Source organism: Streptomyces sp. MP131-18, from assembly GCF_001984575.1.
Classification (GTDB): Bacteria; Actinomycetota; Actinomycetes; order Streptomycetales; family Streptomycetaceae; genus Streptomyces; species Streptomyces johnsoniae.
This window is the reverse complement of record NZ_LZNS01000001.1, coordinates 1,763,324-1,789,206: the sequence shown is the minus strand read 5'-3', so window position 1 is coordinate 1,789,206 and position 25,883 is coordinate 1,763,324. Positions and strand designations below refer to the sequence as shown.

Sequence of the window (25,883 nt, the reverse complement as noted above, 5' to 3'; positions counted from 1 at the left end):
GGCACGGGCATTCCCGTTTCTCCGACTCCAGGCACTCGCCACGGCACCTGGGGCTTCGCCCCGTACGCGCAGGGCCGTACCGCGCCCCCTCCGGAACCGACTCGGGCCCCGACTCGGGCCCGGGAACTGTTCGAGCCCGCACTGCTGGTGATACGTGACGTCAGCGCCTACGCCTGCCAGTTCACTGCTCCGGACGAAAAGATCCACTGGAGGGAAGCGCGGGTCGAGCAGGTCGGGGTCGACACCAGTACCAGTGCGGGGGAAGCAGCCCTGCGTGCGGCGTGCTTACGGACTGCGCTGCTGCTCACGCGCGGCGCCGGTGTCATAGGCCCTTCCTGCGAAGTGGGCTCGACATCGACATGGACCTGTGTCCTGTGAGGCCGCGCGGTGCACCAGAAGGCCCACGCTTCTGCTGCCGGTCACGCCTGCGCATGGACGACCTGTTCCACAACCTGTGGCATACCGCCGGCACCACCCTGACCTCCCGCACGCTGTCCGGCGATGACACCTGGCTGTAAGAAGGCAACCACGTCCCTCGCCCCTCGACCCCTGGAACGCCGACCCACCGAGGACACCCGTTTCACAAGGGACCTCCCTTGCGCGATCAACTGAGCCGCGCCCCGGCGCAGGAGCGGAGCGTTCAGACGTCGCAGAACTCCGGGTGTACCTGCGGCGCGACCTCCTCGGCCAGCGGGCCGACGACTTGTTCCAGGGTCCCGCTCAGGTCTTCGCCGCCGTCGCCCTCCACACCGACCGAGGTCCCGAAACCGTCGTAGTCGTACTCCGGCGGCCGCTGTGGAGTGGCGTCCCCGCACTCGACGTACCGGATGGCGGCGAGCGGTCCGATGCGCAGGGTGTCCGGCGTATCGTCTGTGATCTCGTACCGCCGCTTGTCGACCACTTCCTGCACACCACCCTCGTATGCGGGGGTCAGCGCAAGGTGGAATGCCGGGTCGCCGTCCACGGTCACCGTGCACATACCGTCGGGAAGCAGGTGGCCACCGGTTCGCTGGAACTGATCGCGTACCTGCATCTCCTCCCCGGGAGGAAACAACGCGTCGAAGCTTCCGACATCGATGGGCAGTCCGCACAGTTCCTCGGGCACGGAGTACTCCCGCTCCTCCGCACCGGCCCCACCCGAGCAGGCAACCACCACCCCGGCGAGTACCGGTACGAGGACTCTCACACCCCACCGGCGCCGCCGCGGCCATGCCATGGTCGATGTCGTGCTCGTTGAATATCCGTTCTCACGAGTCGTGCTGATGTACCGTGCCACTGTTGTACCCGTTCATCGCCGCGTCTTCGATATGTCCTTCGAGCGAGGTGAGTTCCCTATCGCTCAGATCTATTCCGTTGTGCTCGCGTGCCGAGGTGAAAGCACCTACGGCGGTTTCCTGGTAATTTTCCCGCGAGGCATTGAAGCGTGACTGGGCCTCATCCGAGGCGTCGGCCGAATTATCCACCCTGAAGGTGCTCGCAACTGCTTCTACCGCGTCGGCCTTGATCGCGTCCGTGAGGGAGGCCATGCCCGGGGTCATCGTCCCGTAAATGGCGACGTTGATTCCCCTGTCGACCCACTTCGCCATGTCGTCGACCTGTGCATTGTGCGCCGCGTCGGCCGCGATCTGGTCTTCGATCATGGCTGTGGCGTGTGCGTCCGTCATGATTCCGGCCACATATCCGCCGCGGTGCACCGCGGCGTCGAGCGCCATTTGCGAATAAATGTCGCCATTCCAGTCGGTTACTGCGTCATCGACCGCGACATGCATGAGTGATTGGTTTGCGATGGTGATGCGTTCGTATGCTTCCTGGTGCTTGCCGATTTCCCAGAGCAGGCTTCCGGAATTGGCCGAATCGAAGACGGCCTCTGCGTCGTCGGGCAGGGTTCCTCCGGTGCCCGCAACGGCGTGCTGCACGTCTGCGATGTACTCTGCGCCGATGTGGCCCAGGAGAGGGGCGAAGGCGCCGCTCCGGTGCTGGACGGTGCCGGGGTCTTCGGCGAAAGAGTTCCAGATGTGTTCGGCCATCGCAATGTTGGCGTCCGAGTGCTGGTCGTCCGGCCACACGACGTCGTCCGGGTGGATGCCGGTGGCGGCCACCTGGAGGGCTGCCACCGCGCCCGGGGACTCGGCGTTGGCCGGCAGGGCCATGTTCGTCCAGTCGGCGCCGTCGAGGTGGACGCCGCGGCCGCCCTCCTCCGCGGGATTCTTGAGGAAGTAGTCGATGCGTGAGGTGTCGCCGTCCGGGACTGGGGCAAAATAGGCCGTCACCGCCTCGGCGTTGTTTCCGGCCCCGTAGCCGAGGAGGCGGTCGACCGGGTCGTTCCTCTGGTCCCAGCCGTCCTCGCCGGTGTACCTGTTCGCGGACCAGACCTCCGGATCGTCCTTCTCCTGGTCGATCATTCCCCCGAGCAGTTGGTTGAAGAACTGGTCGTCGACCTGGCCCTCGCCCCGCTCCAGAAGATCGAGCACCACGTCATAGCCGAGGCGGGCGTCGTTGCGCTCGGGTGTCGGCAGGCCAGAGGCCGACTCCTCTTGGTATGTCCATTCCGTGCCTGCCTCCTGCAAGGCGTCCAGGCGTGTTTGGTAACGCTGTCCGTCCGGAGTCCGCAGCCACTCGTTCCACGCCGCGGAGCCGGGCGGGTGCGAGGCCATGTCGCCGGGGGGCTGCATCGCGGTGATCAGCGTGGTGCCGAGGCCCTGCTGGAGGGAGTTCAGTGACACACCCGCACGGTCCAGCTCCTCGGCGCCGGCGTCGTAGCGTTGGGAAAGCTGGAGATACGCATCCATGCCCATCCCGTCGATGACCCGTTCCGCGAACAGAGGATCGTCCGCGTACTCGTTCAGTAACTCCAGTTGCCGTACGGCCGCGTCGGAGGTCACCGGCCCGTCGCCTTGCGACAGTTCGAGGAACTCGTCGACGTCTGCGAGCGTTTGAACGGCCTCGGGGTCGGCGCCGTCTGCGTAGGGTGTGGGGCTGAACTCGCCCGGCCGCTCGGAAAGAATGTCGCTGATGGCCCGGATTGCGGTCTGCTCCGCCTCCTCGGCGGAGCCGAGCGCTCTGCTGATGCGCTGCTCCACGCCCGTGAGCGCATTCACCTGCGCGGGCGAAAGCTCGGTCCCGTAATCCCCGATCCCCACGCCCGGGCCGACGCCGGCCTGCGCCTCGCCGAGGCTCAGGTGCGGCGGGTCGGCGGTGCGGGCCACGCCACGGGCGTCGACGGTCACGCCTTCGTCGGCCGCGGCGGCGGCCGCACTCTCAAGCTCGCTCTTGCTCTGCCCCAGGGCGTCGCTCAGCTGCTGGAGAAGGGCGTGCAGCGCATCGGCCTGCTGACGGGCGTACTCGAACTTGCCGGCCGTCGCCTCGATGAAGGGCAGGCTCACGTCCGCGTTCACCCCGCGCCAGCCGGAGTGGTGAGCCTGGTCCAGCATCCGGTGTCTCGCCCGGCCGGCCATATCCGCAAGCCGGTCGCGGACGCCGGCCCACTCCTCCACGGCCTGCCGCAGCGAACCCAGCCGGAGCTGCTTCAGCTGCTCGTAGGTCACCTCACCGCCCGACGGCAGGAACAGACTCTGCTGCTGCCACTGGGCCCTGTCCCATAGATCCCCGAACATCAGGGCATCCCCTGCCCGCCGTCCTCGGAGTCCTCGATCCCGGCGCTGCGCAGCAGCGCCAGGTTGGGCTGGACGCCCGGCAGTACCTCTGCCAGGCCGCCGGCGATGCCGTGCAGCGACGCCTGAACGTCGCTCTCCAGCCCGTCGTGTGAACGGACGGTCTCATCAAGGTGCCCCGAGATCCTGGAGCAGTCGGCGAGCAGGTCGTCGCACTGCCTGCGCCACCACTGGGCGAGCACGGACAGGGTCGGCCCGGCGGCCATGCCCACCTGACGGAAGTCCCCGGAGGCCGCCGAGACGTCGTCCTCCGCCGTGCAACCGTGCCGGTCGAGATCGTCGTAGAGTTCCCGGGCCGTATTGGCCACCGGATCGAGCCTCTCGCTGTTCACCGCCAGGTCCGGGCGGCCCGCCCCGCCGGATGCCCAAGCGTCCACATCATCCACCCCCCGGAAAGACTGCGTCTCGGCATCTTCGCGCGGAAGGCCAAGAGTTGATGTGCTGCCTGCCATTCTACGAACCGGTGCGCGCCCCGGGCCGCCGGGGCCCCGTGCACCGCGGGCTGCGGCAACCGCGGATGTGTGGGGGCCGTCGGGAAGCGTTCGCGGGGCGGGCGACAATGGGGGGATGACCGAGAGTCCCGTCTGTCTTGCCGATCCGCATGCGCGTTTCCCGGCCGAGCCGCCGCCCGAGGGGCCGCGGGAGGTTGTCGTTCTGGGGTCCACCGGGTCGATCGGCACCCAGGCCATCGATGTCGTGCTGCGTAACCCGCACCTCTTCCGTGTCACCGGGCTCTCGGCCGCGGGCGAGCGGCTCGACCGGCTGGCCGGGCAGGCGCACCGGCTCCAGGTGCGGACCGTCGCCATCGCGCGGGAGGACCGGGCGATCGCACTGCGGGAGGCGCTGCGTGCCCAGTACGGCGTCGGTCAGCCGCTGCCCGAGATCCTGGCCGGGCCCGACGCGGCCACCCAGCTGGCCGCGAGCGAGTGCCACACGGTGCTCAACGGCATCACCGGCTCCATCGGTCTCGCCCCGACCCTCGCCGCGCTGTCGGCGGGCCGGGTGCTCGCGCTGGCCAACAAGGAGTCGCTGATCGTCGGCGGGCCGCTGGTGACCGGGCTGGCCGAGCCGGGACAGATCGTCCCGGTCGACTCGGAGCACTCGGCGCTCTTCCAGGCGCTGCTCGGCGGCACGCGCGGTGAGGTCGAACGCCTGGTCGTCACCGCGAGCGGCGGGCCGTTCCGCGGGCGCAGCCGCGCCGAGCTGGCCTCTGTCACCCCGAAGGACGCGCTGGCGCATCCGACCTGGGCCATGGGCCCGGTCATCACGATCAACTCCGCGACGCTCGTCAACAAGGGGCTCGAGGTCATCGAGGCCCACTTGCTGTACGGAATTCCGTTCGACCGCATCGAGGTCGTCGTCCACCCGCAGTCCTATATTCACTCGATGGTGGAGTTCACCGACGGTTCGACGCTCGCCCAGGCCGGGCCGCCCGACATGCGCATGCCGATCGCGCTCGGGCTCGGCTGGCCGCACCGGGTGCCGGGGGCCGCTCCGCCCTGCGACTGGACCAGGGCGCACACCTGGGAGTTCTTCCCGCTGGACACAGATGCCTTTCCCTCGGTGCCGCTCGCCATGAAGGTCGGTAGCCTCGGCGGTACGGCGCCCGCGGTGTTCAACGCGGCCAACGAGGAGTGTGTCGACGCGTTCCTCGCGGGCCTGCTGCCGTTCACCGGGATCGTGGACACCGTGGCGCAGGTGGTCGACGAGCAGGGCAGCGACGGCTCCGGAACCTCACTGGCCCTGCCGGACGTCCTCGAAGCGGAGACCAGGGCGCGCAGGCGTGCCCGGGAGCTGGCCGGGACGACCGGCCGGACGACGACGGAGGCGACCCGATGACAGCCCTGATGTTCATTCTCGGCATACTCGTCTTCGTCTTCGGCCTGCTCGTGTCCATTGCGTGGCACGAGCTGGGTCACTTCTCGACCGCGCGGATGTTCGGCGTCCGGGTGCCGCAGTTCATGGTCGGCTTCGGCCCCACCATCTGGTCCCGGAAGAAGAAAGAGACCGAGTTCGGCATCAAGGCCATCCCGCTCGGCGGCTACATCCGCATGATCGGCATGTTCCCGCCGGGCGACGACGGCAAGGTCCGTCAGCGCTCCACCTCGCCGTTCCGCGGCATGATCGAGGACGCCCGCGCCGCCGCCTTCGAGGAGCTACAGCCCGGGGACGAGAAGCGGCTGTTCTACACGCGCAAGCCGTGGCAGCGCGTGATCGTCATGTTCGCAGGGCCCGCGCAGAACCTGCTTCTCGCCGTCGTGATCTTCCTCGGCGTGCTCATGGGCTTCGGCATCAACACCCAGACGACCACCGTCGCCACCGTCTCCGAGTGCGTCATCTCGCAGAGCGAGGAGCCGCGGGACTGCCGCGCCTCCGACCAGCCGGCCCCGGCCGCCGAGGCGGGACTGCTGCCGGGGGACACCATCGTGGCGTTCGACGGGGTGCCCATCGACGAGTGGGGCACCCTCCAGGACCGCATCCGCGACACCACGGGCGAGGCCACCATCACCGTCGAGCGCGACGGCACCACGATGGAGCTGCACGCCGACCTCATCGAGAACCAGGTCGCCAGGACCGACGGCGACGGCGGCTACGTCGAGGGCGAGTTCGTCACCGCGGGATTCCTCGGTTTCTCCCCGGCAAGCGGCATCGTCAAGCAGGACTTCCCGCAGGCCGTCGAGCGGATGGGCGACATCATGACCACCGGCGTCGAGGCGCTGGTCGACATCCCCTCCGAAGTGCCGGGACTGTGGAACGCGGCCCTCGGCAACGCGGAGCGCGAGCAGGACTCCCCGATGGGCGTCGTCGGCGCCGCACGCGTCGGCGGCGACATCTTCACCCTGGACATCCCCGCCAGCCAGCAGGTCGCGATGGCCCTCTTCCTGGTGGCGGGATTCAACCTTTCACTGTTCCTGTTCAACATGCTGCCGCTGCTGCCGCTCGACGGCGGGCACATCGCCGGTGCCCTGTGGGAGTCCCTGCGGCGCAGGCTCGCCCGCCTGCGCAAGCGCCCCGATCCCGGCCCGTTCGACGTGGCCAAGCTGATGCCCGTCGCCTACGTGGTCGCCGGCGTGTTCATCTGCTTCACCTTGCTGGTGCTGGCCGCGGACATTGTCAGTCCGGTGCGGCTCACCGGGTGAAGTGCCGTAGGCTCAAGCCCTGGAGCCCGCCCGTCCACACCGTGGGGTTGCACTGATCCATGACAGCCATCTCGCTGGGAATCCCGTCCGTACCGGCCAAGCTGGCCGACCGCCGCGTCAGCCGCAAGATCCAGGTCGGCTCGGTCGCCGTAGGTGGTGACGCCCCGGTCTCCGTGCAGTCCATGACGACGACACGGACTTCGGACATCGGTGCGACACTTCAGCAGATCGCCGAGCTGACCGCCTCCGGCTGTCAGATCGTGCGCGTCGCCGTCCCGACACAGGACGACGCCGATGCCCTGCCGGTGATCGCCCGCAAGTCCGGCATCCCCGTGATCGCGGACATCCACTTCCAGCCGAAGTACGTGTTCGCCGCGATCGACGCGGGCTGCGCCGCGGTCCGCGTGAACCCGGGGAACATCAAGCAGTTCGACGACAAGGTCGCCGAGATCGCCAGGGCCGCCTCCGACGCGGGCACGCCCATCCGCATCGGCGTCAACGCCGGCTCGCTCGACAAGCGGCTGCTGGCCAAGTACGGCAAGGCCACCCCGGAGGCCCTGGTCGAGTCCGCGCTGTGGGAGTGCTCCCTGTTCGAGGAGCACGGCTTCCGCGACATCAAGATCTCGGTGAAGCACAACGACCCCGTGGTCATGGTGAACGCCTACCGGCAGCTCGCCGCCGCCTGCGACTACCCGCTCCACCTCGGCGTCACCGAGGCGGGGCCCGCCTTCCAGGGCACCATCAAGTCCGCCGTCGCCTTCGGCGCCCTGCTCAGCGAGGGCATCGGCGACACGATCCGTGTGTCCCTCTCCGCGCCGCCCGTGGAGGAGATCAAGGTCGGCACGCAGATCCTGGAGTCCCTCGGCCTGCGGCAGCGCGGGCTCGAAATCGTCTCCTGCCCCTCCTGCGGCCGGGCCCAGGTGGACGTGTACAAGCTCGCGGAAGAGGTCACCGAGGGCCTGACCGGCATGGACGTGCCGCTGCGCGTCGCCGTCATGGGCTGCGTCGTCAACGGTCCCGGCGAGGCCCGGGAGGCCGACCTCGGCGTCGCCTCGGGCAATGGCAAGGGGCAGATCTTCGTCAAGGGCGAGGTCATCCGCACCGTGCCCGAGTCCAAGATCGTGGAAACGCTCATCGACGAGGCCATGAAGATCGCCGACCAGATGGCGAAGGACGGCACCGAGTCCGGCGCCCCCGAAGTCACCGTGGCCTGACACCCGCCGCCCCCGCGGTGCGGCCCGCGCGGACGACCCTCCGCACGGATCGCACCCGGGGTAGGGTGCGGGGCACCCGCTCTCCCGACCAACACAAGGCCCGCCGCCCGTGCTCACCACGCCCACCACCCGGGTCCTGCGCCCGTCCGAACTCAAGCCCGCCCTGGCCGTGCTCAACGAGGACCCGGTGGCCAACGCCTTCGTGACCGCCCGCGTCCTGGAGTCCGGACTCCAGCAGCCTTACCTCGGCGGCGACATGTGGGGCTACTACCGCGACGGCAGGCTCACCTCGCTCTGCTACGCCGGGGCGAACCTCGTGCCGGTCCGTGCCGATGCCGCCGCGGTCGAGGCGTTCGCCGAACGGGCCCTGCGCCAGGGCCGCCGCTGCTCCTCCCTCGTCGGCCCCGCCGGGCCCACCGCGCAGCTCTGGGCCCGCCTCGAACCGCACTGGGGGCCCGCCCGCCAGCTCCGGCCGCGTCAGCCGCTGCTGGCCACCCGCCGCACGGCCCCCGGCGTCACCGCGGACCCGCGGGTGCGGCGCATGCGCAAGGACGAGATGGAGCTGGTGTTCCCCGCCGCCGTGGCCATGTTCACCGAAGAGGTCGGCATCTCCCCGCTCGGCGCCGAGGACGGCGGGCTCGCCTACCAGTCGCGGGTGGCCGAGACCGTGGGCTCCGGCCGCTGCTTCGCCCGCGTGGAGGACGGCCGCGTCGTCTTCAAGGCCGAGATCGGGGCGGTCACCCCCGAGGTATGCCAGCTCCAGGGCGTCTGGACCGCCCCCGATCGCAGGGGCCGGGGGCTGGCCACCGCCGGGCTCGCCACCGTCCTGGCACACGCCCTGGCCGAGACCGCGCCGGTCGTCAGCCTCTACGTGAACGACTTCAACGCACCCGCGCTCGCCGTCTACCGCCGCCTCGGCTTCACCCGGTGCGGCACCCTGATGAGCGTGCTGTTCTGATCATTCGCGGCACCGGGCGCGACTTACCCGGCCGTGCACGTTAGCCTCCCCGCATGACACCATCCGCCGGCCGGGCCCCGGACGCCCGGGACGTCGTGATCACGCCGATCGACCTCGCGACCAAGGTGGACGAGGCGCTGGACGTGCAGGCCCAGGCGTTCGGCCTCACCGCCGACGAGGTCGGCGTGCGCAGGCACATCGTCCTGCGCCACCTCGCCGGCCCCGGCGCCCGCGCCCTCGGTGCCACCAACGGCGACGGCAGGCTCGTCGGCTTCGTCTACGGCATGCCCAACGACCGCGCGCAGTGGTGGTCCGGAGTCGTCGAGCCCTACCTGCGCCGCGCCGGCCACGAATCCTGGCTGGACGACTCGTTCACCATCACCGAGCTGCACGTGCTGCCGGACTACCAGCACCGCGGCATAGGCCGTGCCCTCATCACCTCGCTCACGGACAGCGCCGCGGAGCCGCGCTCGATCCTCTCGGCCATCGACACCGAGAGCCCGGCCCGCGCCCTCTACCGCAAGCTCGGCTACGCCGACCTGGCCCGCCGCGTCATGTTCCCCTCCGCGCCGAGCCCCTACGCCGTCATGGGCGCGCCCTTGCCGCTGCGGCGCTGACGCCGCCCGGCCCCCGGCACCCGTTTGGCGCCCGGCGGCCCCGCACCGTTAGGCTCCGGCCATGCCAGCCCGAGTCCAGTACCTGTCCGCCTCCCTGCTCAAGACGCTGCGCGAGGCCCCCGCCGACGCCGAGACCCTCAGCCACCGGCTGCTGGTCCGCGCCGGATACGTGCGCCGTTCCGCCGCCGGCATCTGGAGCTGGCTGCCGCTCGGTAAACGGGTCCTGGACAATGTGGCGCGCATCGTTCGCGAGGAGATGGACGCCATCGGCGGCCAGGAGGTCCTGCTGCCTGCGCTGCTGCCCAGGGAGCCGTACGAGGTGTCCGGCCGCTACGAGGAGTACGGCGACCTGCTGTTCCGCCTGCGCGACCGCAAGGGCGGCGACTACCTGCTCGGGCCCACGCACGAGGAAATCTTCACGCAGCTGGTCAGGGACCAGGCCACGTCCTACAAGGACCTGCCCGTCATCCTGTACCAGATCCAGACCAAGTACCGCGACGAGGCCAGGCCGAGGTCGGGCATCCTGCGGGGCCGCGAGTTCCAGATGAAGGACTCGTACTCCTTCGACACCGACGACGAAGGGCTCGCAGGCGCCTACCGGCTGCACCGCGAGGCGTACATCAAGATCTTCGAACGGCTCGGCCTCGACTACCGGGTCGTCTCCGCCGTCTCCGGTGCCATGGGCGGCTCCGCCTCCGAGGAGTTCCTCGCCCCGGCCGCCGCGGGCGAGGACACCTTCGCCTCGTGCCCCGCCTGCGGCTACGCGGCCAACTCCGAGGCCGTCACCGTGACCGTGCCCGCCGGCGACCCGGCCGCGCACCCGCCGGCCGAGGAGCTGGACACCCCCGGCACCCCGACCATCGAGACGCTCGCCGCCCACCTCGGCGTCCCGGCCTCCGCCACCCTGAAGAACCTGCTGGTCAAGGTGGACGGCGAGATCACCGCCGTGGGCGTGCCCGGAGACCGCGAGGTCGACCTCGGCAAGCTCGCCGAGCACCTCGCGCCCGCCGTCGTCGAGGTCGTCACCGCCGACGACTTCACCGGCCGCCCCGACCTCGTCCGCGGCTACATCGGCCCGCAGGACCTGGCGGGGAAGGCGTTCCCCTACCTGGCCGACCCCAGAGTCGCGCCCGGCACCGCCTGGGTCACCGGCGCCAACAAGGCCGACACCCACGCGCGGAACGTGGTCTGCGGCCGGGACTTCGAGGTGGACCGCTACCTGGACGTCGTCGAGGTCGAGCCCGGCGACCCCTGCCCGTCCTGCGGCGCGGGTCTGCGCCTCGAACGGGGCATCGAGATCGGCCACATCTTCCAGCTCGGCCGCAAGTACGCCGACGCCTTCTCCCTCGACGTCCTCGGCCGCGAGGGCAAGCCGGTCCGCGTCACCATGGGCTCCTACGGCATCGGGGTCTCCCGCGCGGTGGCCGCCCTCGCCGAGCAGACCGCCGACGGCCAGGGCCTGTGCTGGCCGAAGGAGGTCGCCCCCGCCGACGTCCACGTCGTCGCCGCGGGCAAGGCCGTTCAGACCGAGCTGGCCCGCGACCTGGCCGAACGGCTCGGCGCCGCGGGCGTCCGCGTCCTCGTGGACGACAGGGCCGGGGTGTCGCCCGGGGTCAAGTTCGCCGACGCGGAGCTGATCGGCGTGCCCACCATCCTGATCGTCGGCCGCGCGGCCGGGGACGGACGCGTGGAGCTGAAGGACCGGCGCACCGGGGAGCGCGAGGAGCTGCCGGCGGACGAGGCCGTCGCCCGCCTCACGGGCGCCTGACCCGCCCGTCGCGGGGCCTGCCCGCAGGGGGCTACAGCCAGCCGGCGCATTCGAGCAGCAGCTCGCCCTCGGTGCGCCGGCCCGCCGCCAGATTCCGCACCCCCGACTCGACGGCGCGGAACAGCGTCCAGCCGCGCAGCCGCTCCGGGTCCACCTCGACCGAATCGGCCAGCCGCTTCACCCGGCGCCGCGTCACGGCGGCCGCGCCGGGCGAGGCCACCAGATCGTGCAGCCGGTCGCGGACCAGCCGGGCCAGGTCGTAGGCCCGTTCGCCGGTCACGGGCTCGGGGCCGACCGCCAGCCACGGCGAACGCCCGGCGTCCGACGCCAGCACGGCGCCCTGCCGGAAGTCGCCGTGCAGCAGCAGGCGTTCGCGCGCATCGGCCACCAGCTCCGCCCGCAGCCGCAGCGCCTCTTCCGCCAGCGGCCCGGCCTCCCCGGCGACGGCCGCCCGTAGCGCGGGCACCGCGTGCCCGGTCCGCTCGGCCACCGAGGGGAACACGTCCCCAGGGCCCGGGTCCACCCACAGGCGCCGCACCGCGGACACGGCCTCCAGCATCGCCTTCGCCTCGGGCAGCGACCGCAGCGACGTCTCGCCGTGCAACCGTTCCAGAAGCAGCGCCCCCGCCTCCGGCAGCGACCGCAGCACCCGAACCGCGCCGAGCCCGTCCCAGCGGCGCAGCGCCGCCTCCTCCAGGACCGCGGACGTTCCGGGCGCGCACAGCTTCAGCGCCGCCCGCTCGCCGTCGGCGCACCGCACCAGCACCGTCATACTCGTCCTGCCGCCCGGCTCGGCGACCCGCTCCGCCGTCAACTCCCAGCGGGCGAGCATCGTGTCGACGAGCGCGGGCAAACCGGCCAGCCAGTCGGCCGCGTCGGCCTCCCGCGCCAGCGCGAGGCGCTGCGGGGGAGTCGGGGAGACAATCGCCGCCACCGCGCTCACCGCCCCCCGTCCGCGTACTCGGCGAGCCCGGGGAACGGCTCCCCGTGGCCCCGCCAGCGGGCGGCCCGGACGGCCGCCTCGCGCAGCGCCGCCGCGGCGGCCTTCCTCGCCTCGCCCGTGGTCGCGAGCACGAGGTCCGCATAGGCGCCGGCCAGCCGCGTCTCCAGCTCCACGGCCAGTTCGACGGCGCCGGTGCTGTCGGTCACCTCGAACGGGAGCGCGTAGCCCGCGGCGGCGGCCACCGGGGCGCCCCCCAGGTCGCGGACGGCGCGGTACAGCTGGTCGCGGCGCGAACGGTGGGCCGCGTGCGCCTCGCGCGCCTCCGTACCACGGTCCTCGCCGATCCGGCCGCCGACCACGCCGTAGCCGTAAACGGCGGCGTGCTCCGCGGCCAGCGCCGCCTGTGTGGCGTCCAGCTCCCCGGTGTTCTCGCTCATGCGCGGACCTCGTTCAGCAGATGGGCCGAAACGGCCCCCGCGGCGGCCAGGGCGGCCAGCAGCCGGGCCAGTTCCGGTGGTGCTTCGGCCAGCGCGCCCATGCGCTCGTCGGCCGCCTGCCGCTCCGCGGTGGCCAGCTCCGAGACCGCGCGGGACGCCTCGCCCGGCACCTCGGGGGCCGCGCCCTCGGGACCCGCGCCGCCGGCGTCCGCCTCGGTGAGCGCCGACAGGTGCGCGGCGACGATGTCGCGGAAGGGCGTGAGGGGCCCGGCGAGCGCGGGATGGGCGGCGGCGGTGGCGTCGTACCGGGCCAGCAGGCCCGTACTGGCGCGCGCGGCCCGGCGGCGCAGGCCGGCCGCGCCGGCGGCGGCGGCCCGGCCGCCGGCCCCGGCGCCGCCCGAGGAGGTGCACCCGGTGAGGGCACCGGCCAGGAGGCAGCTCACCAGCAGGGCGCGCCGGGGCACGCCGGTGGAGACGCCAGAGGACATGCCAGCGGACATGGCTTCCCCGACTCTTGGAATGGACCGTTGGGCAGGCGGCGGCTCACCGCGTCGGCCGCGCCGGGATGCGGCGGGGCGGGGCCGGAGAGATCACCGCCCCGTGAGCGTACCGGTGCGCTGCGCCTATTCCGGCGCCGCCCCTCCTCCGCGGCGTGCCAGGGCGGCCCGTCCCGCCGGTCGGCGTACCGTTCCTCAGGCGATAGGCTGTTGGGCGAGAGCGCCCGAGACGCGCCATCCCACAACAGCACACGCGGCCGAGGAGTCACCCGGATGAGCACGACCCAGATCGACAGGCTGCGGGAGCTCCTGGAGCCGCTGGCGGATGCCCGCGGGATGGACCTGGAAGACGTGCGCGTGACCCCCGCGGGGCGGCGGCGGGTGCTCCAGGTCGTGGTGGACAGGGATGGCGGCGTCGGCCTCGACGCCTGCGCCGAGCTGAGCCGCGAGGTCTCCGCCGAGCTGGATGGCAGCGACGTCATGGGCGGCGCCCCCTACGTTCTCGAAGTGACTTCGCCGGGCGCCGAGCGGCCCCTCACCGAGCCGCGGCACTACCGCCGCGCCGTCGGCCGCCTGGTGCGGCTGCGGCTGCACCAGGGCGGCGACGTGACCGCGAGGATCACGGCGGTGGACGAGGCGGGGCTTGATCTCGAAGTGCCGGGGGAGAAGGGCCGCAAGGCCCAGGCACGCCGGGTGGAGTTCACCGACATCGCCGGGGCCCGGGTGGAGCTCGAGTTCAGCCGTAGGCCGGCTGGTGACCAGAGCCAGAAGGAGGCGTAGCCGTGGACATCGACATGAAGGCCCTGCAGGGGCTCGTGCGGGAGAAGGAGATCTCCTTCGACGTGCTCGTGGAGGCCATCGAGTCGGCACTCCTGATCGCGTACCACCGCACCGAGGGCAGCAGGCGGCAGGCCCGGGTGGTGCTCGACCGCAAGTCGGGGCACGTGACCGTGTGGGCCAGGGAGGATGCCGCCGACCTGTCCGACGCGGAAGAGGACGCGGAGCCGCGGGAGTTCGACGACACCCCGCAGGGCTTCGGGCGGATCGCCGCCACCACCGCGAAGCAGGTCATCCTCCAGCGGCTGCGGGACGCCGAGGAGGACGTGACGTTCGGCGAGTACGCCGGGCGCGAGGGCGACGTGGTGGCCGGCATCGTGCAGCAGGGCCGGGACCCCAAGAGCGTGCTGGTCGACATCGGCAAGCTGGAAGCCATCCTGCCGCCGCAGGAGCAGGTGCCGGGGGAGGACTATCCGCACGGCGCCCGGCTGCGCTCCTACGTGGTGCGCGTGGTGAAGGGGGCTCGCGGTCCTTCGGTGACGCTGTCGCGCACCCATCCCAATCTTGTGAAGAAGCTGTTCGAGCTTGAGGTCCCGGAAATCGCGGACGGCTCGGTGGAAATCGCGGCCATCGCGAGGGAGGCCGGGCACCGCACCAAGATCGCCGTGCGCTCGCTGCGTTCCGGGCTGAACGCGAAGGGTGCCTGCATCGGCCCGATGGGCGGCCGGGTGCGCAGCGTGATGGCGGAGCTGCACGGCGAGAAGATCGACATCGTGGACTGGTCGGACGATCCGGCCGAGCTGGTGGCCAATGCGCTGTCCCCCGCCCGGGTCACCCGGGTCGACGTGGTGGACCAGGTGGCGCGGTCGGCACGGGTGACGGTGCCCGACTACCAGCTGTCGCTCGCGATCGGCAAGGAAGGCCAGAACGCGCGGCTCGCCGCCCGGCTGACCGGCTGGCGCATCGACATCCGCCCGGACACCGAGCAAAGCGAGCAGGTGGCGGAGTGAGCCGGGCGGCGCCGCCGGGAATGCCGGTGGCCGCCGTGACGTTCACCTGATTGTCTGCGTGGCCCCGCCCGGCGGGGCCGGGCGCACGGGGAGGTAGAATCTTCAGTGTCTGGCCGGACGCGCGCTTCCTGCTGCCCGGAGCGCACATGCGTGGGTTGCCGGCAGCGCTCGGCCAGAGACGGTCTGCTGCGTGTGGTGGTGATCGAGGGTCGCTGTGTCCCCGATCTTCGCGGTACGCTGCCCGGTCGGGGTGCCTATGTGCATCCCACGACGGTCTGTCTCGAGCTGGCGGTCCGCCGTCGCGCGTTTCCCAGGGCCCTGCGGGTCCAGGGGCCGCTCGATGTCGGAGAGCTGCGGCGGGTGGTCGGCCAGACGGCACCGTAGGAAAGAGTCAGGAAAGCAGTGTGCGGAGCGTCCGCACGATGAGGTACCTCGCGAGTCGGAAGTAGGTCGAGATTGCGATGAGCACTCGATGAGTACGCGATGAGTACGCCCGTGAAGTAGCAAAGGTCCGGCGGACGACCGACCCCGGACCGTTAAAGGAGCGAAGTGGCTAAGGTCCGGGTATACGAGCTCGCCAAGGAGCTTGGAGTCGAGAGCAAGGTCGTCATGGCCAAGCTCCAAGAGCTTGGTGAATTCGTCCGTTCGGCGTCCTCGACGATCGAGGCGCCAGTAGTCCGAAAACTGACAGATGCCTTCAGCGCGGGCAACGGCAACGGCGGGCGCAGGTCCCCCAGGCCGGGTGGCCCCGCGCCGAAGCCGGGTGCCCCGAAGCCTGGCGGCATGACCCCGCGCCCCGGCCCCAAGCCGGGCGCACCGACGGCACCGGCCGCGCCGGCAGCGCCGGCCGCACCAACGGCGCCGACGGCGCCGACGGCGCCGAAGCCGGGCAACGCCCCGCGCCCAGGACCCAAGCCGGCGGCGGCCAAGCCCGGCCCGGCGGCGCCCGAGTTCACCGCGCCGCCGGCGACAGGCGGCGAGGCGGCCCCGCCCCGCCCCGGCAATGCGCCGCGGCCGGGCGGCGGCGGCGACCGGCAGGGTCCCAAGCCGGGTGCCCGCCCCGCCTCGCCTCGTCCGGGCGGCGGCGGCAATGCGCCGCGGCCGGGCGGCGGCGACCGGCAGGGCTCCAAGCCGGGCGGCCCGAAGCCGGGCGGCAGGCCCGCGGGTCCGCGTCCCGGCAACAACCCGTTCACGACCAGCGGTTCCACCGGCATGGCCAGGCCCCAGCAGGCGCCGCGGCCGGGCCCGGGTCCGCGTTCCGGCGGCCAGGACCGTCCTGGCCCGCGTCCCGGCGGCGGTGACCGTCCGGGGCCGCGGCCCCAGGCTCCCGGTGGCGGTCGCGCCACCCCGGGCAACATGCCGCGTCCGCAGGGTGGCCCCGCCGGCCCCCGTCCCGGCCCCGGTGGCAACCGGCCGAACCCGGGCATGATGCCGCAGCGGCCCTCGGCCGGCGGTCGACCCGGTGGCGGCCCCGGCGGCGGTGGCCCCGGCGGCCGGCCCGGTGGCGGCCCCGGCAGCCGTCCCGGCGGCGGCGGTGGTGGCGGCGGCTTCAGCGGCCGTGGCGGCCCGCGTCCCGGTGGTGGCGGTGGTGGCGGCGGCTTCGGCGGCGGGCGCCCCGGCACGGGCACGCGGCCCGGTGGCGGCGGTTTCGGCGGGCGCCCCGGCTTCGGCGGCGGCCCCGGCGGCGGTGGCCGTCCCGGTGGTCCCGGCGGCCGTGGCGGCACGCAGGGCGCCTTCGGCCGTCCCGGCGGTCCGGCGCGGCGTGGCCGTAAGTCGAAGCGGCAGCGTCGCCAGGAGTACGAGGCCATGCAGGCCCCGTCCATCGGCGGTGTGATGCTGCCGCGCGGCAAGGGCGAGACCATCCGGCTCTCCCGCGGCGCCTCGCTCACCGACTTCGCGGAGAAGATCAACGCCAACCCGGCGTCCCTGGTCCAGGTGATGTTCAACCTGGGCGAGATGGTCACCGCGACCCAGTCGGTCTCCGACGAGACGCTCAACCTGCTCGGCGACGAGATGAACTACACCGTCCAGATCGTCAGCCCGGAGGAGGAGGACCGCGAGCTTCTCGAGTCCTTCGACATCGAGTTCGGCGAGGACGAGGGCGGCGAGGAGGCCCTGGTCTCCCGGCCGCCGGTGGTCACCGTCATGGGTCACGTCGACCACGGCAAGACCCGCCTGCTGGACGCGATCCGCAAGACAAACGTCATCGAGGGCGAGGCCGGCGGTATCACCCAGCACATCGGCGCCTACCAGGTGTCGATCGATGTCAACGGTGAGGACCGCGCGATCACGTTCATCGACACCCCGGGCCACGAGGCGTTCACCGCCATGCGGGCCCGCGGTGCCAAGTCGACGGACATCGCGATCCTGGTGGTCGCGGCCAACGACGGCGTGATGCCGCAGACGATCGAGGCGCTGAACCACGCCAAGGCGGCCGAGGTGCCGATCGTCGTCGCGGTCAACAAGATCGACGTCGAGGGTGCCGACCCGGCGAAGGTGCGCGGTCAGCTCACCGAGTTCGGCCTGGTGGCGGAGGAGTACGGCGGCGACACGATGTTCGTCGACATCTCCGCCCGGCAGGGCACCAACATCGAGGGCCTGCTCGAGGCGGTCGTCCTGACCGCCGACGCGGCGCTCGACCTGCGGGCCAACCCGAGCCAGGACGCGCAGGGCATCGCGATCGAGGCCCACCTCGACCGCGGGCGCGGCGCCGTGGCCACCGTGCTGGTCCAGCGCGGCACGCTGCGGGTCGGCGACACGATGGTGGTGGGCGACGCCCACGGCCGCGTGCGGGCGATGCTCGACGACACCGGGCGGAACCTCGGCGAGGCGGGCCCATCGACGCCGGTTCTGGTGCAGGGTCTGACCAACGTGCCGGGCGCCGGGGACAACTTCCTGGTGGTCGGCGAGGACCGCACCGCGCGGCAGATCGCCGAGAAGCGCGCCGCCCGCGAGCGGAACGCGGCGTTCGCCAAGCGCACCCGCAGGGTCTCCCTGGAGGACCTGGACAAGGTGCTCAAGGCGGGCGAGATCCAGCAGCTCAACCTCATCCTCAAGGGCGACGCATCCGGTTCGGTCGAGGCCCTGGAGTCCTCGCTGCTCCAGCTCGACGTCGGCGAGGGTGTCGATCTGCGGGTGCTGCACCGCGGCGTCGGTGCGGTCACCGAGACCGACATCGACCTGGCGGCCGGCTCCGACGCCATCGTCATCGGCTTCAACGTGCGCGCCGAGGGGCGTGCCACGCAGGCGGCCGAGCGCGAGGGTGTGGACGTCCGGTACTACTCGGTCATCTACCAGGCGATCGAGGAGATCGAGGCGGCTCTGAAGGGCCTGCTGAAGCCGGAGTTCGAGGAGGTCGAGCTGGGCACCGCGGAGATCCGCGAGGTCTTCCGCTCGTCCAAGCTCGGCAACATCGCGGGTGTCCTCATCCGTTCGGGCGAGGTCAGGCGGAACACCAAGGCCCGCCTGGTGCGCGACGGCAAGGTCATCGCGGAGAACCTCAACATCGAGGGTCTGCGCCGCTTCAAGGACGACGTCACCGAGATCAGGGAAGGCTTCGAGGGCGGTATCAACCTCGGAAACTTCAACGACATCAAGATCGACGACGTCATCGCGACGTACGAGATGCGGGAGAAGCCGCGCGCGTGACGCAGCCGGCCGGGGCCGGTCGGCCGGAGGAAACTCCGTCGATCGGCCCCGGCCGTTCCCGTTACGATCATCAGCATGTATACCGGGACGATGTCCTTTGACCTGCTGCTCGGCGACGTTCACTCGCTCAAGCAGAAGCGCTCCGTGGTACGGCCGATCGTGGCGGAACTGCGTCGTTCCTATGCGGTCAGCGCGGCCGAGGTGGGCGATCAGGACCTGTACCGCCGGGCCGAAATCGGGCTGGCCGTGGTCTCCGGGGACGTGGCGCACCTTACCGACGTTCTCGACCGATGCGAGCGGTGGATGGCCGCCCGCCCCGAGGTGGAACTGCTGTCCGTCCGGCGGCAGCTCCACGGTGATCACGACGAATAGCACCGCTGCGCGCCAGTGAGCGAGCACGTGAGCAAGGAGATGGACCAGTGGCCGACAAGGCGCGGGCCAAGAGGCTGGCCGACCTCATCCGCGAGGTGGTCGCCGAGAAGCTGCACCGGGACATCAAGGACCCCAGACTGGGCACGAGGGTCACCATCACCGACACCAGGGTCACCGGCGACCTGCGGGAGGCCACCGTCTTCTACACGGTGTACGGCGACGAGGCCGACCGCGAGGAGGTCGCCGCCGGGCTGCGCAGCGCCAAGGGCGTGCTGCGGTCCGCGGTCGGCGCCGCCGCGGGCGTGAAGCACACCCCGAGCCTTGAGTTCGTTCCGGACGCGCTGCCGGAGACCACCCGCAATCTGGACGACCTGTTCAGCCGCGTCCGCGAGCGCGACGAGCAGGTCAGGCAGGCATCGGCGGGCGCCGAATACGCCGCGGGCGCCGACCCGTACGTCAAGGAGAGCGACCGGGACGACGACCCGGCCGGGGACGAGGACTGACCGGCCGATGAGCCGTACCGCAGCGGACGGGCTCGTCGTGGTCGACAAGCCCGCCGGTTTCACCTCGCACGACGTCGTCGCCGTCCTGCGCGGCATCGCCCGCACCCGTCGCGTCGGGCACGCCGGGACCCTCGACCCGATGGCCACCGGCGTGCTCGTCGTCGGCATCGGGCGGGCGACCCGGCTGCTCGGACACCTCGCCCTCACCGAAAAGGAGTACGAGGGCACGATCCGCCTCGGCCGGACGACGGTCACCGACGACGCCGAGGGCGAGATCACCGGCGGGTCGGGTGCCCGCGATGTGCCCCGCACCGCCCTGGACGCCGAAGTGGCGCGGCTGACCGGCGACATCATGCAGGTCCCGGCCAAGGTCAGCGCCGTCAAGATCGACGGCAAACGTTCCTACCACCGGGTGCGCGCGGGGGAGGACGTGGAGATCCCGGCCCGCCCGGTCACCGTCCGGTCCTTCACCGTGCGCGAGACGCGTGAGCGGCACGCCGACGACGGCACGCCCGTGCTCGACGTGGACGTCACCGTGGTCTGCTCCTCCGGCACCTACATCCGCGCGCTCGCCCGCGACCTGGGCGCGGCCCTCGGCACCGGCGGCCATCTGACCGCGCTGCGCCGCACCCGCGTCGGACCGTACGAGCTGGCCGTGGCGCACCCCCTGGAGGAACTGCGGGAAACCCTCACGGTCCTGCCGCTCGGCGAGGCGGCCGCCGCGGCGTTCCCGCGCTGGGACGTCGACGAAAGGCAGGCGGCCCTGCTGGGCAACGGCGCGCGCATCACCACGCCGGCGCTCCCCGCGGGGCCGGTCGCCGTCTTCGGCCCCGAGGACCGCTTCATCGCGCTCATCGAGGCGGCCGGCGAACGGTCGAGGAGCCTCGCGGTCTTCGGCTGACCCGGCCACCCGGCCGGGGGGCCGCGGCGCCCGGTACCTTGGACCGGCAGACCCACAGCGGACGGTTCCACAGAAAAACACGGCGAGGAGCGAACGGTGCAGCGCTGGCGTGACATGGCGGACATCCCCGAGGACTGGGGACGCAGCGTCGTCACCATCGGTTCGTACGACGGGGTGCACCGCGGGCACCAGCTGATCATCGGCCGCGCGGTGGCACACGCCAGGGAGCTGGGCCTGCCCGCCGTCGTGGTCACCTTCGACCCGCACCCCAAGGAGGTCACCCGCCCGGGCAGCCACCCGCCGCTCCTGGCGCCGCACCCGCGGCGCGCGGACCTGATGGCGGCGCTGGGCGTGGACGCGGTGCTGGTGCTGCCGTTCACCAAAGAGTTCTCCCAGCTGCCGGCAGCCGAGTTCGTGGTCAAGGTGCTGGTGGAGAAGCTGCATGCGCAGGCCGTGGTGGAGGGACCGAACTTCCGCTTCGGGCACCGCGCCGCGGGCACCGTCGCCACGCTCGCCGAGCTGGGCGGCAGCTACGGCTTCGAGGTGCTGGTGATCGACCTGATCGAGCGCGGCGAGGCCGGTCGCGGTGAGCCGTTCTCCTCCTCGCTCGTGCGGCGGCTGATCGCCGAGGGCGATGTGGCCGGTGCCGCCGAGGCGCTCGGCCGCCCGCACCGCGTCGAGGGCGTCGTGGTGCACGGCGCCCGCCGCGGGCGCGAGCTCGGCATCCCCACGGCCAACCTCGACACCGTGCCGCACTCCGCCGTTCCGGCCGACGGCGTGTACGCGGGCTGGCTGATCGCGGAGGGGGAACGGATGCCGGCTGCCGTCTCCGTGGGCACCAACCCGCACTTCCACGGCACGCGGCGGACCGTCGAGGCGTACGCGCTCGACCGCACCGACCTGGATCTGTACGACCAGTGGGTCGCCGTCGAATTCCACTCGTTCGTGCGGGGACAGCAGGCGTTCGACTCGCTGGACGGGCTGCTCGACCAGATGAAGGACGACATCCGCAGGGTGCGCGAACGGACGCGCGCAGACTGACGCGTGTGCGCCGGGGCCCGGGCCCCGGCGCACACGCGTCAGTGCGAACGGCTCAGCCGCGCTGCGGCGGCTGTGGCGGCTGCCACGGGCCCGGCTGCTGCGGGTACCCGTACGGTGGCTGCTGTGGTTGCTGCTGCTGCTGTGGCGGCGGTGCCGGCTGTTGCTGTTGCTGTTGCTGTTGTTGCGGGTAGCCGTAGCCCTGCTGCGGGGGAGTCTGCTGCGGGTAGCCGTAGCCCTGGGGCTGGCCCTGGCCGGGCAGGGGCGGTGCCATGTGCGGCGGCATGCCGCCGTCCTGCGTCCACAGGCCCTGCTCCTGCTGTACCCGGACGAAGTCCTCCGCGATGAGCGCGGCGAGGTCGAAGTACGCCTGCCGCGTGCGCGGCCGCATCATGTCGAGGTCCAACTCGGCACCGGCAGCGAGATGTTCGTCGAACGGCGCGACCACGACACCGCGGCAGCGGGTCTTGAAGTGGGCCACGATGTCCTCGACCTTGACCAGCTTCCCGGTCTCCCTCACTCCGGAGATCACGGTGATGCTGCGCTGCACGAGGCTGCCGTACCCGTGCGCCGCCAGCCAGTCCAGGGTGGTGCTCGCGCTGCTCGCGCCGTCCACCGAGGGCGTGGAGACGATGATCAGCTGGTGTGCCAGGTCGAGCACGCCGCGCATCGCGCTGTACAGCAGTCCGGTGCCCGAGTCGGTGAGGATGATCGGGTACTGCTGCCCGAGGATATCGATGACGCGGCGGTAGTCCTCGTCGTTGAACGTGGTGGAGATCGCCGGGTCGACGTCGTTCGCCAGGATCTCCAGACCCGACGGCGCCTGCGAGGTGAACCGGCGGAGGTCCATGTAGCTGCTCAGGTAGGGAATCGCCCCCACCAGGTCGCGGATGGTGGCCCCCGTCTCGCGGCGCACCCGGCGGCCGAGGGTGCCCGCGTCCGGGTTGGCGTCGATCGCGATGACCTTGTCCTGCCGCTCGCTCGCGAGCGTCGCGCCCAGGGCGGTGGTCGTGGTCGTCTTGCCCACGCCGCCCTTCAGGCTGATGACCGCGATGCGGTAGCAGGAGAGCACCGGCGTGCGGATGATGTCGAGCTTGCGCTGCCGCTCCTGCTCGGCGGCCTTGCTGCCGATCCGGAACCGGCCCGCGGGCTTGCTGACCGGCTGCGAACGCGCCTTGTTGCGCCGCTTGTCCTGGAGCAGCCGGTCCGAGGACAGCTCGACGGAGGCCGTGTATCCCAGGGCCCCCGGCTGCATCTGCGCCGCGTACTGCTGCTGGTCCGGCCAGCCGGCTCCGGGCGGGCCCTGCGGCTGTTGCTGCGGCTGCTGCGGTTGCTGGGGTTGCGGCTGCTGGGGCTGGGGTTGCTGAGGCCGGACGAAGGGGGCCGGAAGGGCGGGGTTGTGCTGTTGCTGCTGCTGGTGCGGCGGTGCGGGCGGTTGCCCGAACTGCTGCGGCTGCTGTTGCTGGTGCGGTGCCGGGGGTTGTTGCGGCTGGGCCTGTGGCGGGGTGAACGGCTGGGGCTGGTGCGGTACCGCCGGCGGTCCCGCAGCGGGCGCGGGCGGTTGCCCGAACGGCTGTTGCTGCTGCTGCGGCTGCTGCGGGACGAACGGCTGCGGCGGTGCGGGCGGTTGCCCGAACTGCTGCGGATGCGGCTGCTGTTGCCGCTGTGGTGCCGGGGGCTGTTGCGGCTGGGCCTGCGGCGGGGTGAACGGCGACTGCCCCGCCGCGCGCGGGTCGGGGTGGGCAGCCATCGGCTCCTGCACCGCGGGTGCGGGTGCGGGGGGCGGCGCGGGAGCCGGCGCCGCCGGCTGAGCCTGCGGCGCCGGCGCGGGCGGCGATGTCTGCGCGGCGCCCGGCACCGGCGGCAGGCCGAGTCCGAGCGGCGGGGGAGGCGGACCCGATGGCGTCCGGGCGTCGTCCTCCCGGGGCGCTACGGAGTCCCTGGGGCCATCCGCCCCGTTGTCCTCGTCGAGCTCCGGCTCGGGCTCCGGGGAGGTGCGGGCGAACTCCACCTGCACACTTCCGCGTTCCTCGTCCTGCGGCTCTTCCTCCGGCTCGCTCCGCGGCGGCGCGAACGTGTAGTCGGGCCCCAGCGGCTCGGCGCCCTCCCCGTCGGCCGGCGATTCGCCGGCGGGCGCGGCCGCGGGCGTGGCAGGCGGCGCGGCGTCGGCCGGCTCCTGCCCGGTGGGCGGCGGCGGGAACCCGGGCGGTGCTGGCGGCGTGGGCGGGTCGACCCGGAAGTCCGGCGGCAGCGGCGGCAGTCCACCCGGCGGCGGCGCGGCCGACGCGGCCGGTGCCGCGGGAGTACGCGGGTCCGGGGGCGGTGTCGCCGTGCCCTCCGCGGGCGCCGGCTCGGCCGAAGCCCTGCGCATGGCCGAGGTCGAGATCTGCATGGTGTCCCCGCTCACCACGTCGCCGGGGGCGGCGTCCCCCGGCTCGGCCCGCGGTGTGTCGCGCGGCGGCACGGCAGGCGGCTGCTGATCCGCGGCGGAGCCGCCGCCACCGGAATACCAGGCGGGCGGCGTGTAGTCGATGGTGAACTGCCCGGTGCTCTCCGACTCCTCCTCCTGGAGTTCGGCATCGGGGTGCTCGTCGGCGGAGATTTCCTCCGCGGTGCGAACTTTGTCCCGATCGCTGCTCACGACGCCTCCCGCTGCTGGTCCTGCTACCTGATCCGCACCTTTTGAGGCCGCTGTGCGGATGACGGGCCCGATCCCCCGGGCGGTTCCCTCGACACGGATACAGGTCGTTGCCACGGCACTATTCACGCGCCAACCCTCACCCTAAACGCCCCCCGCGAACTCGCCCTAGCCCTCCCCGTCCGGCCCGCGCAAGGCCATCCCGCAAAGCGGGGCAAAACGCCGCCACGGCCCGCGGGAAAATGCCGGGCGCTCGTGCGGGCCGCGTGGCAGGGTGCGGGGCATGTCTGAACCGTGGATGCCCGACGAACTGCTCCATGCCGGCCCGGAACACCTCGACCCCGCCTTCGTTGCCGGGTTCGACCGCAAGCAGGGCTATCCGGACCCTGCGGATGACATCGACGCCCTCCGCGAGCGAGGCGTGGGTGCGGACGCGACCGTCGTTGATCTCGGGGCGGGCACGGGCCGCTTCGCGCTCGCCGCCGCCGACGCGTTCCGGCGGGTCATTGCGGTGGACGTCTCCCCGGCGATGCTGCGGGTGATCGAGGAGCGCGTCGCCGAGGCGGGCCTGGCCCAGGTCGAGACCGCGCGGGCGGGCTTCCTCAGCTACGACCACGACGGGCCGCCCGTGGACGCCGTCCACACCCGGCACGCGCTGCACCAACTGCCGGACCTCTGGAAGACCATGGCGCTGGAACGGATCGCGGCGGTGCTCCGGCCCGGCGGCGTCCTGCGCCTGCGCGACCTGATCTACGACTTCGCGCCCTCCGAGGCGCCGGCCGTCTTCTCGGCCTGGATGGCGGGCGCCGCCACGGACCCGTCCGCAGGCTACACCGCCGAAGACTACGCGGAGCACATCAGAACCGAACACAGCACCTACCGCTGGCTGCTGGAACCCATGCTCGACGCGGCCGGCTTCGACATCGTGCACGTCGCCTACGAGGCACGGCTGTTCGGCACCTACACCTGCGTCAAGCGCTGACCCGGGTCGCCCCCGCAAAGCTCCGCTCCGTAAAGTGCCGCCCGGCACCCGGCATCCGGCGCCGGGCGGCTACGACGGCTGGGACGGCAGGCGGCCCTGCTCGTCGATGTCGAACTCGCCGTCCCGCGCCCCCAGGACGAACGCCTCCCACTCGGCGGCGGTGAACCGCAGCACCGTGCCGGGGTCCTTGGAATTGCGCATGCCCACGCCGCCGCCGGGGAGGTAGGCGATCTCCACCTTCTCGTCCTCGGGCCCGCCGGGCGCGCTCAGCCACTCCACGCCCGAAATGTCGAGCGCATACAGCTCATTCTTCTCGCGCTCCTTCCGCGCGGCGATCTCGTCCGGAGTCTCGGTGGCGGCCATCAGCCGTGATCCCTTCGGTCGGCGGAACAGCAAAAGCACAACGCATGCCAGACCGCGATCGTAACGCAGCGCACTGACACGGGTACTGGAGGGAGGCGGTGGCTCAGTGGTTGCGCAGCCACCAGTCGGCGCCGAGGAGGAGTACGAAGCCGGCGCCGAGCACCGCCATGCCCAGCCGCGTCCTGCCGCGCCGGCTCATCTCGATCACCGCGCCGGACAGGATGAACGCCGCCCCGTACAGACCTATGGACCGCAGGGACGAGCCGTCGCCCAGCTGTATCACGAGCACGACCGCCATCGCCGTCATCGCGCACCCGGCGATGGCCATGCGCAGCCGCCTGGCCTGGCGGGGAGTGAGCCCCTGCTGTGGTGAAGTCACCAGAGCAGCATAAGCGTTCACACCATC

The 25,883-nt window shown here is 72.1% G+C and carries 24 protein-coding genes; 15 read left to right on the top strand and 9 right to left on the bottom strand.

The genetic code is table 11. The features are described 5' to 3' along the window. Nucleotides 1-640: 640 nt before the first annotated feature. From STBA_RS07750 to STBA_RS07740, 3 genes are all read right to left on the bottom strand, one after another. Nucleotides 641-1,186: a hypothetical protein gene (locus STBA_RS07750; protein ID WP_143659449.1), complete on the bottom strand. Its 546-nt coding sequence runs from the start codon at nt 1,184-1,186 to the stop codon at nt 641-643. 61 nt (nt 1,187-1,247) lie between these two features. Then, entirely contained in the window at nt 1,248-3,614 is a 2,367-nt protein-coding gene (locus STBA_RS07745) for a hypothetical protein (protein WP_077058540.1), read from the bottom strand. After that, nucleotides 3,614-4,048: a hypothetical protein gene (locus tag STBA_RS07740; protein ID WP_143659448.1), complete on the bottom strand. Its 435-nt coding sequence runs from the start codon at nt 4,046-4,048 to the stop codon at nt 3,614-3,616. The genes STBA_RS07745 and STBA_RS07740 overlap by 1 nt, the downstream gene beginning before the upstream one ends. A 190-nt stretch (nt 4,049-4,238) precedes the next feature. Between STBA_RS07740 and dxr the strand changes: the two genes are divergently transcribed. The 6 genes from dxr (at nt 4,239) to STBA_RS07710 (ending at nt 11,368) form a co-directional block, all read left to right on the top strand. Next, nucleotides 4,239-5,510, top strand: a complete 1,272-nt coding sequence (gene dxr, locus STBA_RS07735; RefSeq protein WP_077058538.1) for a 1-deoxy-D-xylulose-5-phosphate reductoisomerase — start codon at nt 4,239-4,241, stop codon at nt 5,508-5,510. Further along, nucleotides 5,507-6,811: a site-2 protease family protein gene (locus tag STBA_RS07730; protein ID WP_077058537.1), complete on the top strand. Its 1,305-nt coding sequence runs from the start codon at nt 5,507-5,509 to the stop codon at nt 6,809-6,811. The genes dxr and STBA_RS07730 overlap by 4 nt, the downstream gene beginning before the upstream one ends. A gap of 59 nt (nt 6,812-6,870) precedes the next feature. Continuing rightward, the gene (gene ispG, locus STBA_RS07725) at nt 6,871-8,025 is read left to right on the top strand and encodes a flavodoxin-dependent (E)-4-hydroxy-3-methylbut-2-enyl-diphosphate synthase (protein WP_077058536.1); all 1,155 of its coding nucleotides are present in this window, start codon (nt 6,871-6,873) and stop codon (nt 8,023-8,025) included. 109 nt (nt 8,026-8,134) lie between these two features. Next, nucleotides 8,135-8,983, top strand: coding sequence for a DUF4081 domain-containing GNAT family N-acetyltransferase (locus tag STBA_RS07720; RefSeq protein WP_077058535.1), 849 nt, complete (start codon nt 8,135-8,137; stop codon nt 8,981-8,983). Nucleotides 8,984-9,036: 53 nt separating this feature from the next. Beyond that, nucleotides 9,037-9,600, top strand: a complete 564-nt coding sequence (locus tag STBA_RS07715; RefSeq protein ID WP_077058534.1) for a GNAT family N-acetyltransferase — start codon at nt 9,037-9,039, stop codon at nt 9,598-9,600. Between the two features lie 61 nt (nt 9,601-9,661). Beyond that, entirely contained in the window at nt 9,662-11,368 is a 1,707-nt protein-coding gene (locus STBA_RS07710) for a proline--tRNA ligase (RefSeq protein WP_077058533.1), read from the top strand. Between the two features lie 31 nt (nt 11,369-11,399). Here STBA_RS07710 and STBA_RS07705 read toward each other — a convergent pair whose 3' ends face one another. From STBA_RS07705 to STBA_RS07695, 3 genes are read right to left on the bottom strand one after another with little or no spacing between them, the layout of a single operon-like run. Further along, nucleotides 11,400-12,302 (bottom strand): aminoglycoside phosphotransferase family protein, encoded by a 903-nt coding sequence (locus tag STBA_RS07705; RefSeq protein ID WP_077063169.1) that lies wholly within the window; start codon nt 12,300-12,302, stop codon nt 11,400-11,402. Between the two features lie 5 nt (nt 12,303-12,307). Continuing rightward, a complete protein-coding gene (locus tag STBA_RS07700; RefSeq protein WP_077058532.1) occupies nt 12,308-12,748 on the bottom strand; it encodes a ferritin-like domain-containing protein in 441 nt (146 codons plus the stop codon). Further along, nucleotides 12,745-13,236, bottom strand: a complete 492-nt coding sequence (locus STBA_RS07695) for a hypothetical protein (protein WP_171987866.1) — start codon at nt 13,234-13,236, stop codon at nt 12,745-12,747. Before STBA_RS07695 ends, STBA_RS07700 begins: the two co-directional genes overlap by 4 nt. Before the next feature lie 282 nt (nt 13,237-13,518). Between STBA_RS07695 and rimP the strand changes: the two genes are divergently transcribed. The 8 genes from rimP to STBA_RS07655 all read left to right on the top strand — a co-directional run bounded on the left by rimP (nt 13,519) and on the right by STBA_RS07655 (nt 21,497). Then, complete coding sequence (gene rimP / locus STBA_RS07690; RefSeq protein ID WP_077058530.1) at nt 13,519-14,025, top strand: ribosome maturation factor RimP; 507 nt, start codon at nt 13,519-13,521, stop codon at nt 14,023-14,025. A 2-nt stretch (nt 14,026-14,027) separates the two neighbouring features. Further along, complete coding sequence (gene nusA / locus STBA_RS07685) at nt 14,028-15,032, top strand: transcription termination factor NusA (RefSeq protein ID WP_077058529.1); 1,005 nt, start codon at nt 14,028-14,030, stop codon at nt 15,030-15,032. Between the two features lie 105 nt (nt 15,033-15,137). Next, on the top strand, nt 15,138-15,416 hold the full coding sequence (locus STBA_RS07680) for a YlxR family protein (RefSeq protein ID WP_077058528.1): 279 nt from the start codon (nt 15,138-15,140) through the stop codon (nt 15,414-15,416). 165 nt (nt 15,417-15,581) lie between these two features. After that, nucleotides 15,582-18,680: a translation initiation factor IF-2 gene (gene infB / locus STBA_RS07675; RefSeq protein WP_077058527.1), complete on the top strand. Its 3,099-nt coding sequence runs from the start codon at nt 15,582-15,584 to the stop codon at nt 18,678-18,680. A gap of 75 nt (nt 18,681-18,755) precedes the next feature. Then, on the top strand, nt 18,756-19,052 hold the full coding sequence (locus tag STBA_RS07670; RefSeq protein WP_077058526.1) for a DUF503 domain-containing protein: 297 nt from the start codon (nt 18,756-18,758) through the stop codon (nt 19,050-19,052). Nucleotides 19,053-19,099: 47 nt separating this feature from the next. Then, nucleotides 19,100-19,555, top strand: a complete 456-nt coding sequence (gene rbfA, locus STBA_RS07665; RefSeq protein WP_077058525.1) for a 30S ribosome-binding factor RbfA — start codon at nt 19,100-19,102, stop codon at nt 19,553-19,555. 7 nt (nt 19,556-19,562) lie between these two features. Further along, entirely contained in the window at nt 19,563-20,456 is an 894-nt protein-coding gene (gene truB / locus STBA_RS07660) for a tRNA pseudouridine(55) synthase TruB (RefSeq protein ID WP_077058524.1), read from the top strand. Nucleotides 20,457-20,552: 96 nt separating this feature from the next. Continuing rightward, nucleotides 20,553-21,497, top strand: a complete 945-nt coding sequence (locus STBA_RS07655; RefSeq protein ID WP_077058523.1) for a bifunctional riboflavin kinase/FAD synthetase — start codon at nt 20,553-20,555, stop codon at nt 21,495-21,497. A gap of 52 nt (nt 21,498-21,549) precedes the next feature. Here STBA_RS07655 and STBA_RS07650 read toward each other — a convergent pair whose 3' ends face one another. Next, nucleotides 21,550-24,135, bottom strand: a complete 2,586-nt coding sequence (locus tag STBA_RS07650) for an SCO5717 family growth-regulating ATPase (RefSeq protein ID WP_077058522.1) — start codon at nt 24,133-24,135, stop codon at nt 21,550-21,552. Between the two features lie 280 nt (nt 24,136-24,415). Here STBA_RS07650 and STBA_RS07645 point away from each other — a divergent pair, with 280 nt between their 5' ends. Further along, nucleotides 24,416-25,114: a class I SAM-dependent methyltransferase gene (locus STBA_RS07645; RefSeq protein ID WP_077058521.1), complete on the top strand. Its 699-nt coding sequence runs from the start codon at nt 24,416-24,418 to the stop codon at nt 25,112-25,114. A gap of 69 nt (nt 25,115-25,183) precedes the next feature. On the opposite strand, the gene STBA_RS07640 is transcribed toward STBA_RS07645, so the two are convergent. Both STBA_RS07640 and STBA_RS07635 read right to left on the bottom strand, forming a co-directional pair. After that, nucleotides 25,184-25,477, bottom strand: a complete 294-nt coding sequence (locus STBA_RS07640; RefSeq protein ID WP_077058520.1) for a DUF397 domain-containing protein — start codon at nt 25,475-25,477, stop codon at nt 25,184-25,186. Nucleotides 25,478-25,580: 103 nt separating this feature from the next. Continuing rightward, nucleotides 25,581-25,856 carry a hypothetical protein gene (locus STBA_RS07635; protein WP_253194577.1) on the bottom strand — a complete coding sequence of 92 codons (276 nt, stop codon included), beginning with the start codon at nt 25,854-25,856 and terminating at the stop codon, nt 25,581-25,583. Between the last annotated feature and the right edge of the window lie 27 nt (nt 25,857-25,883).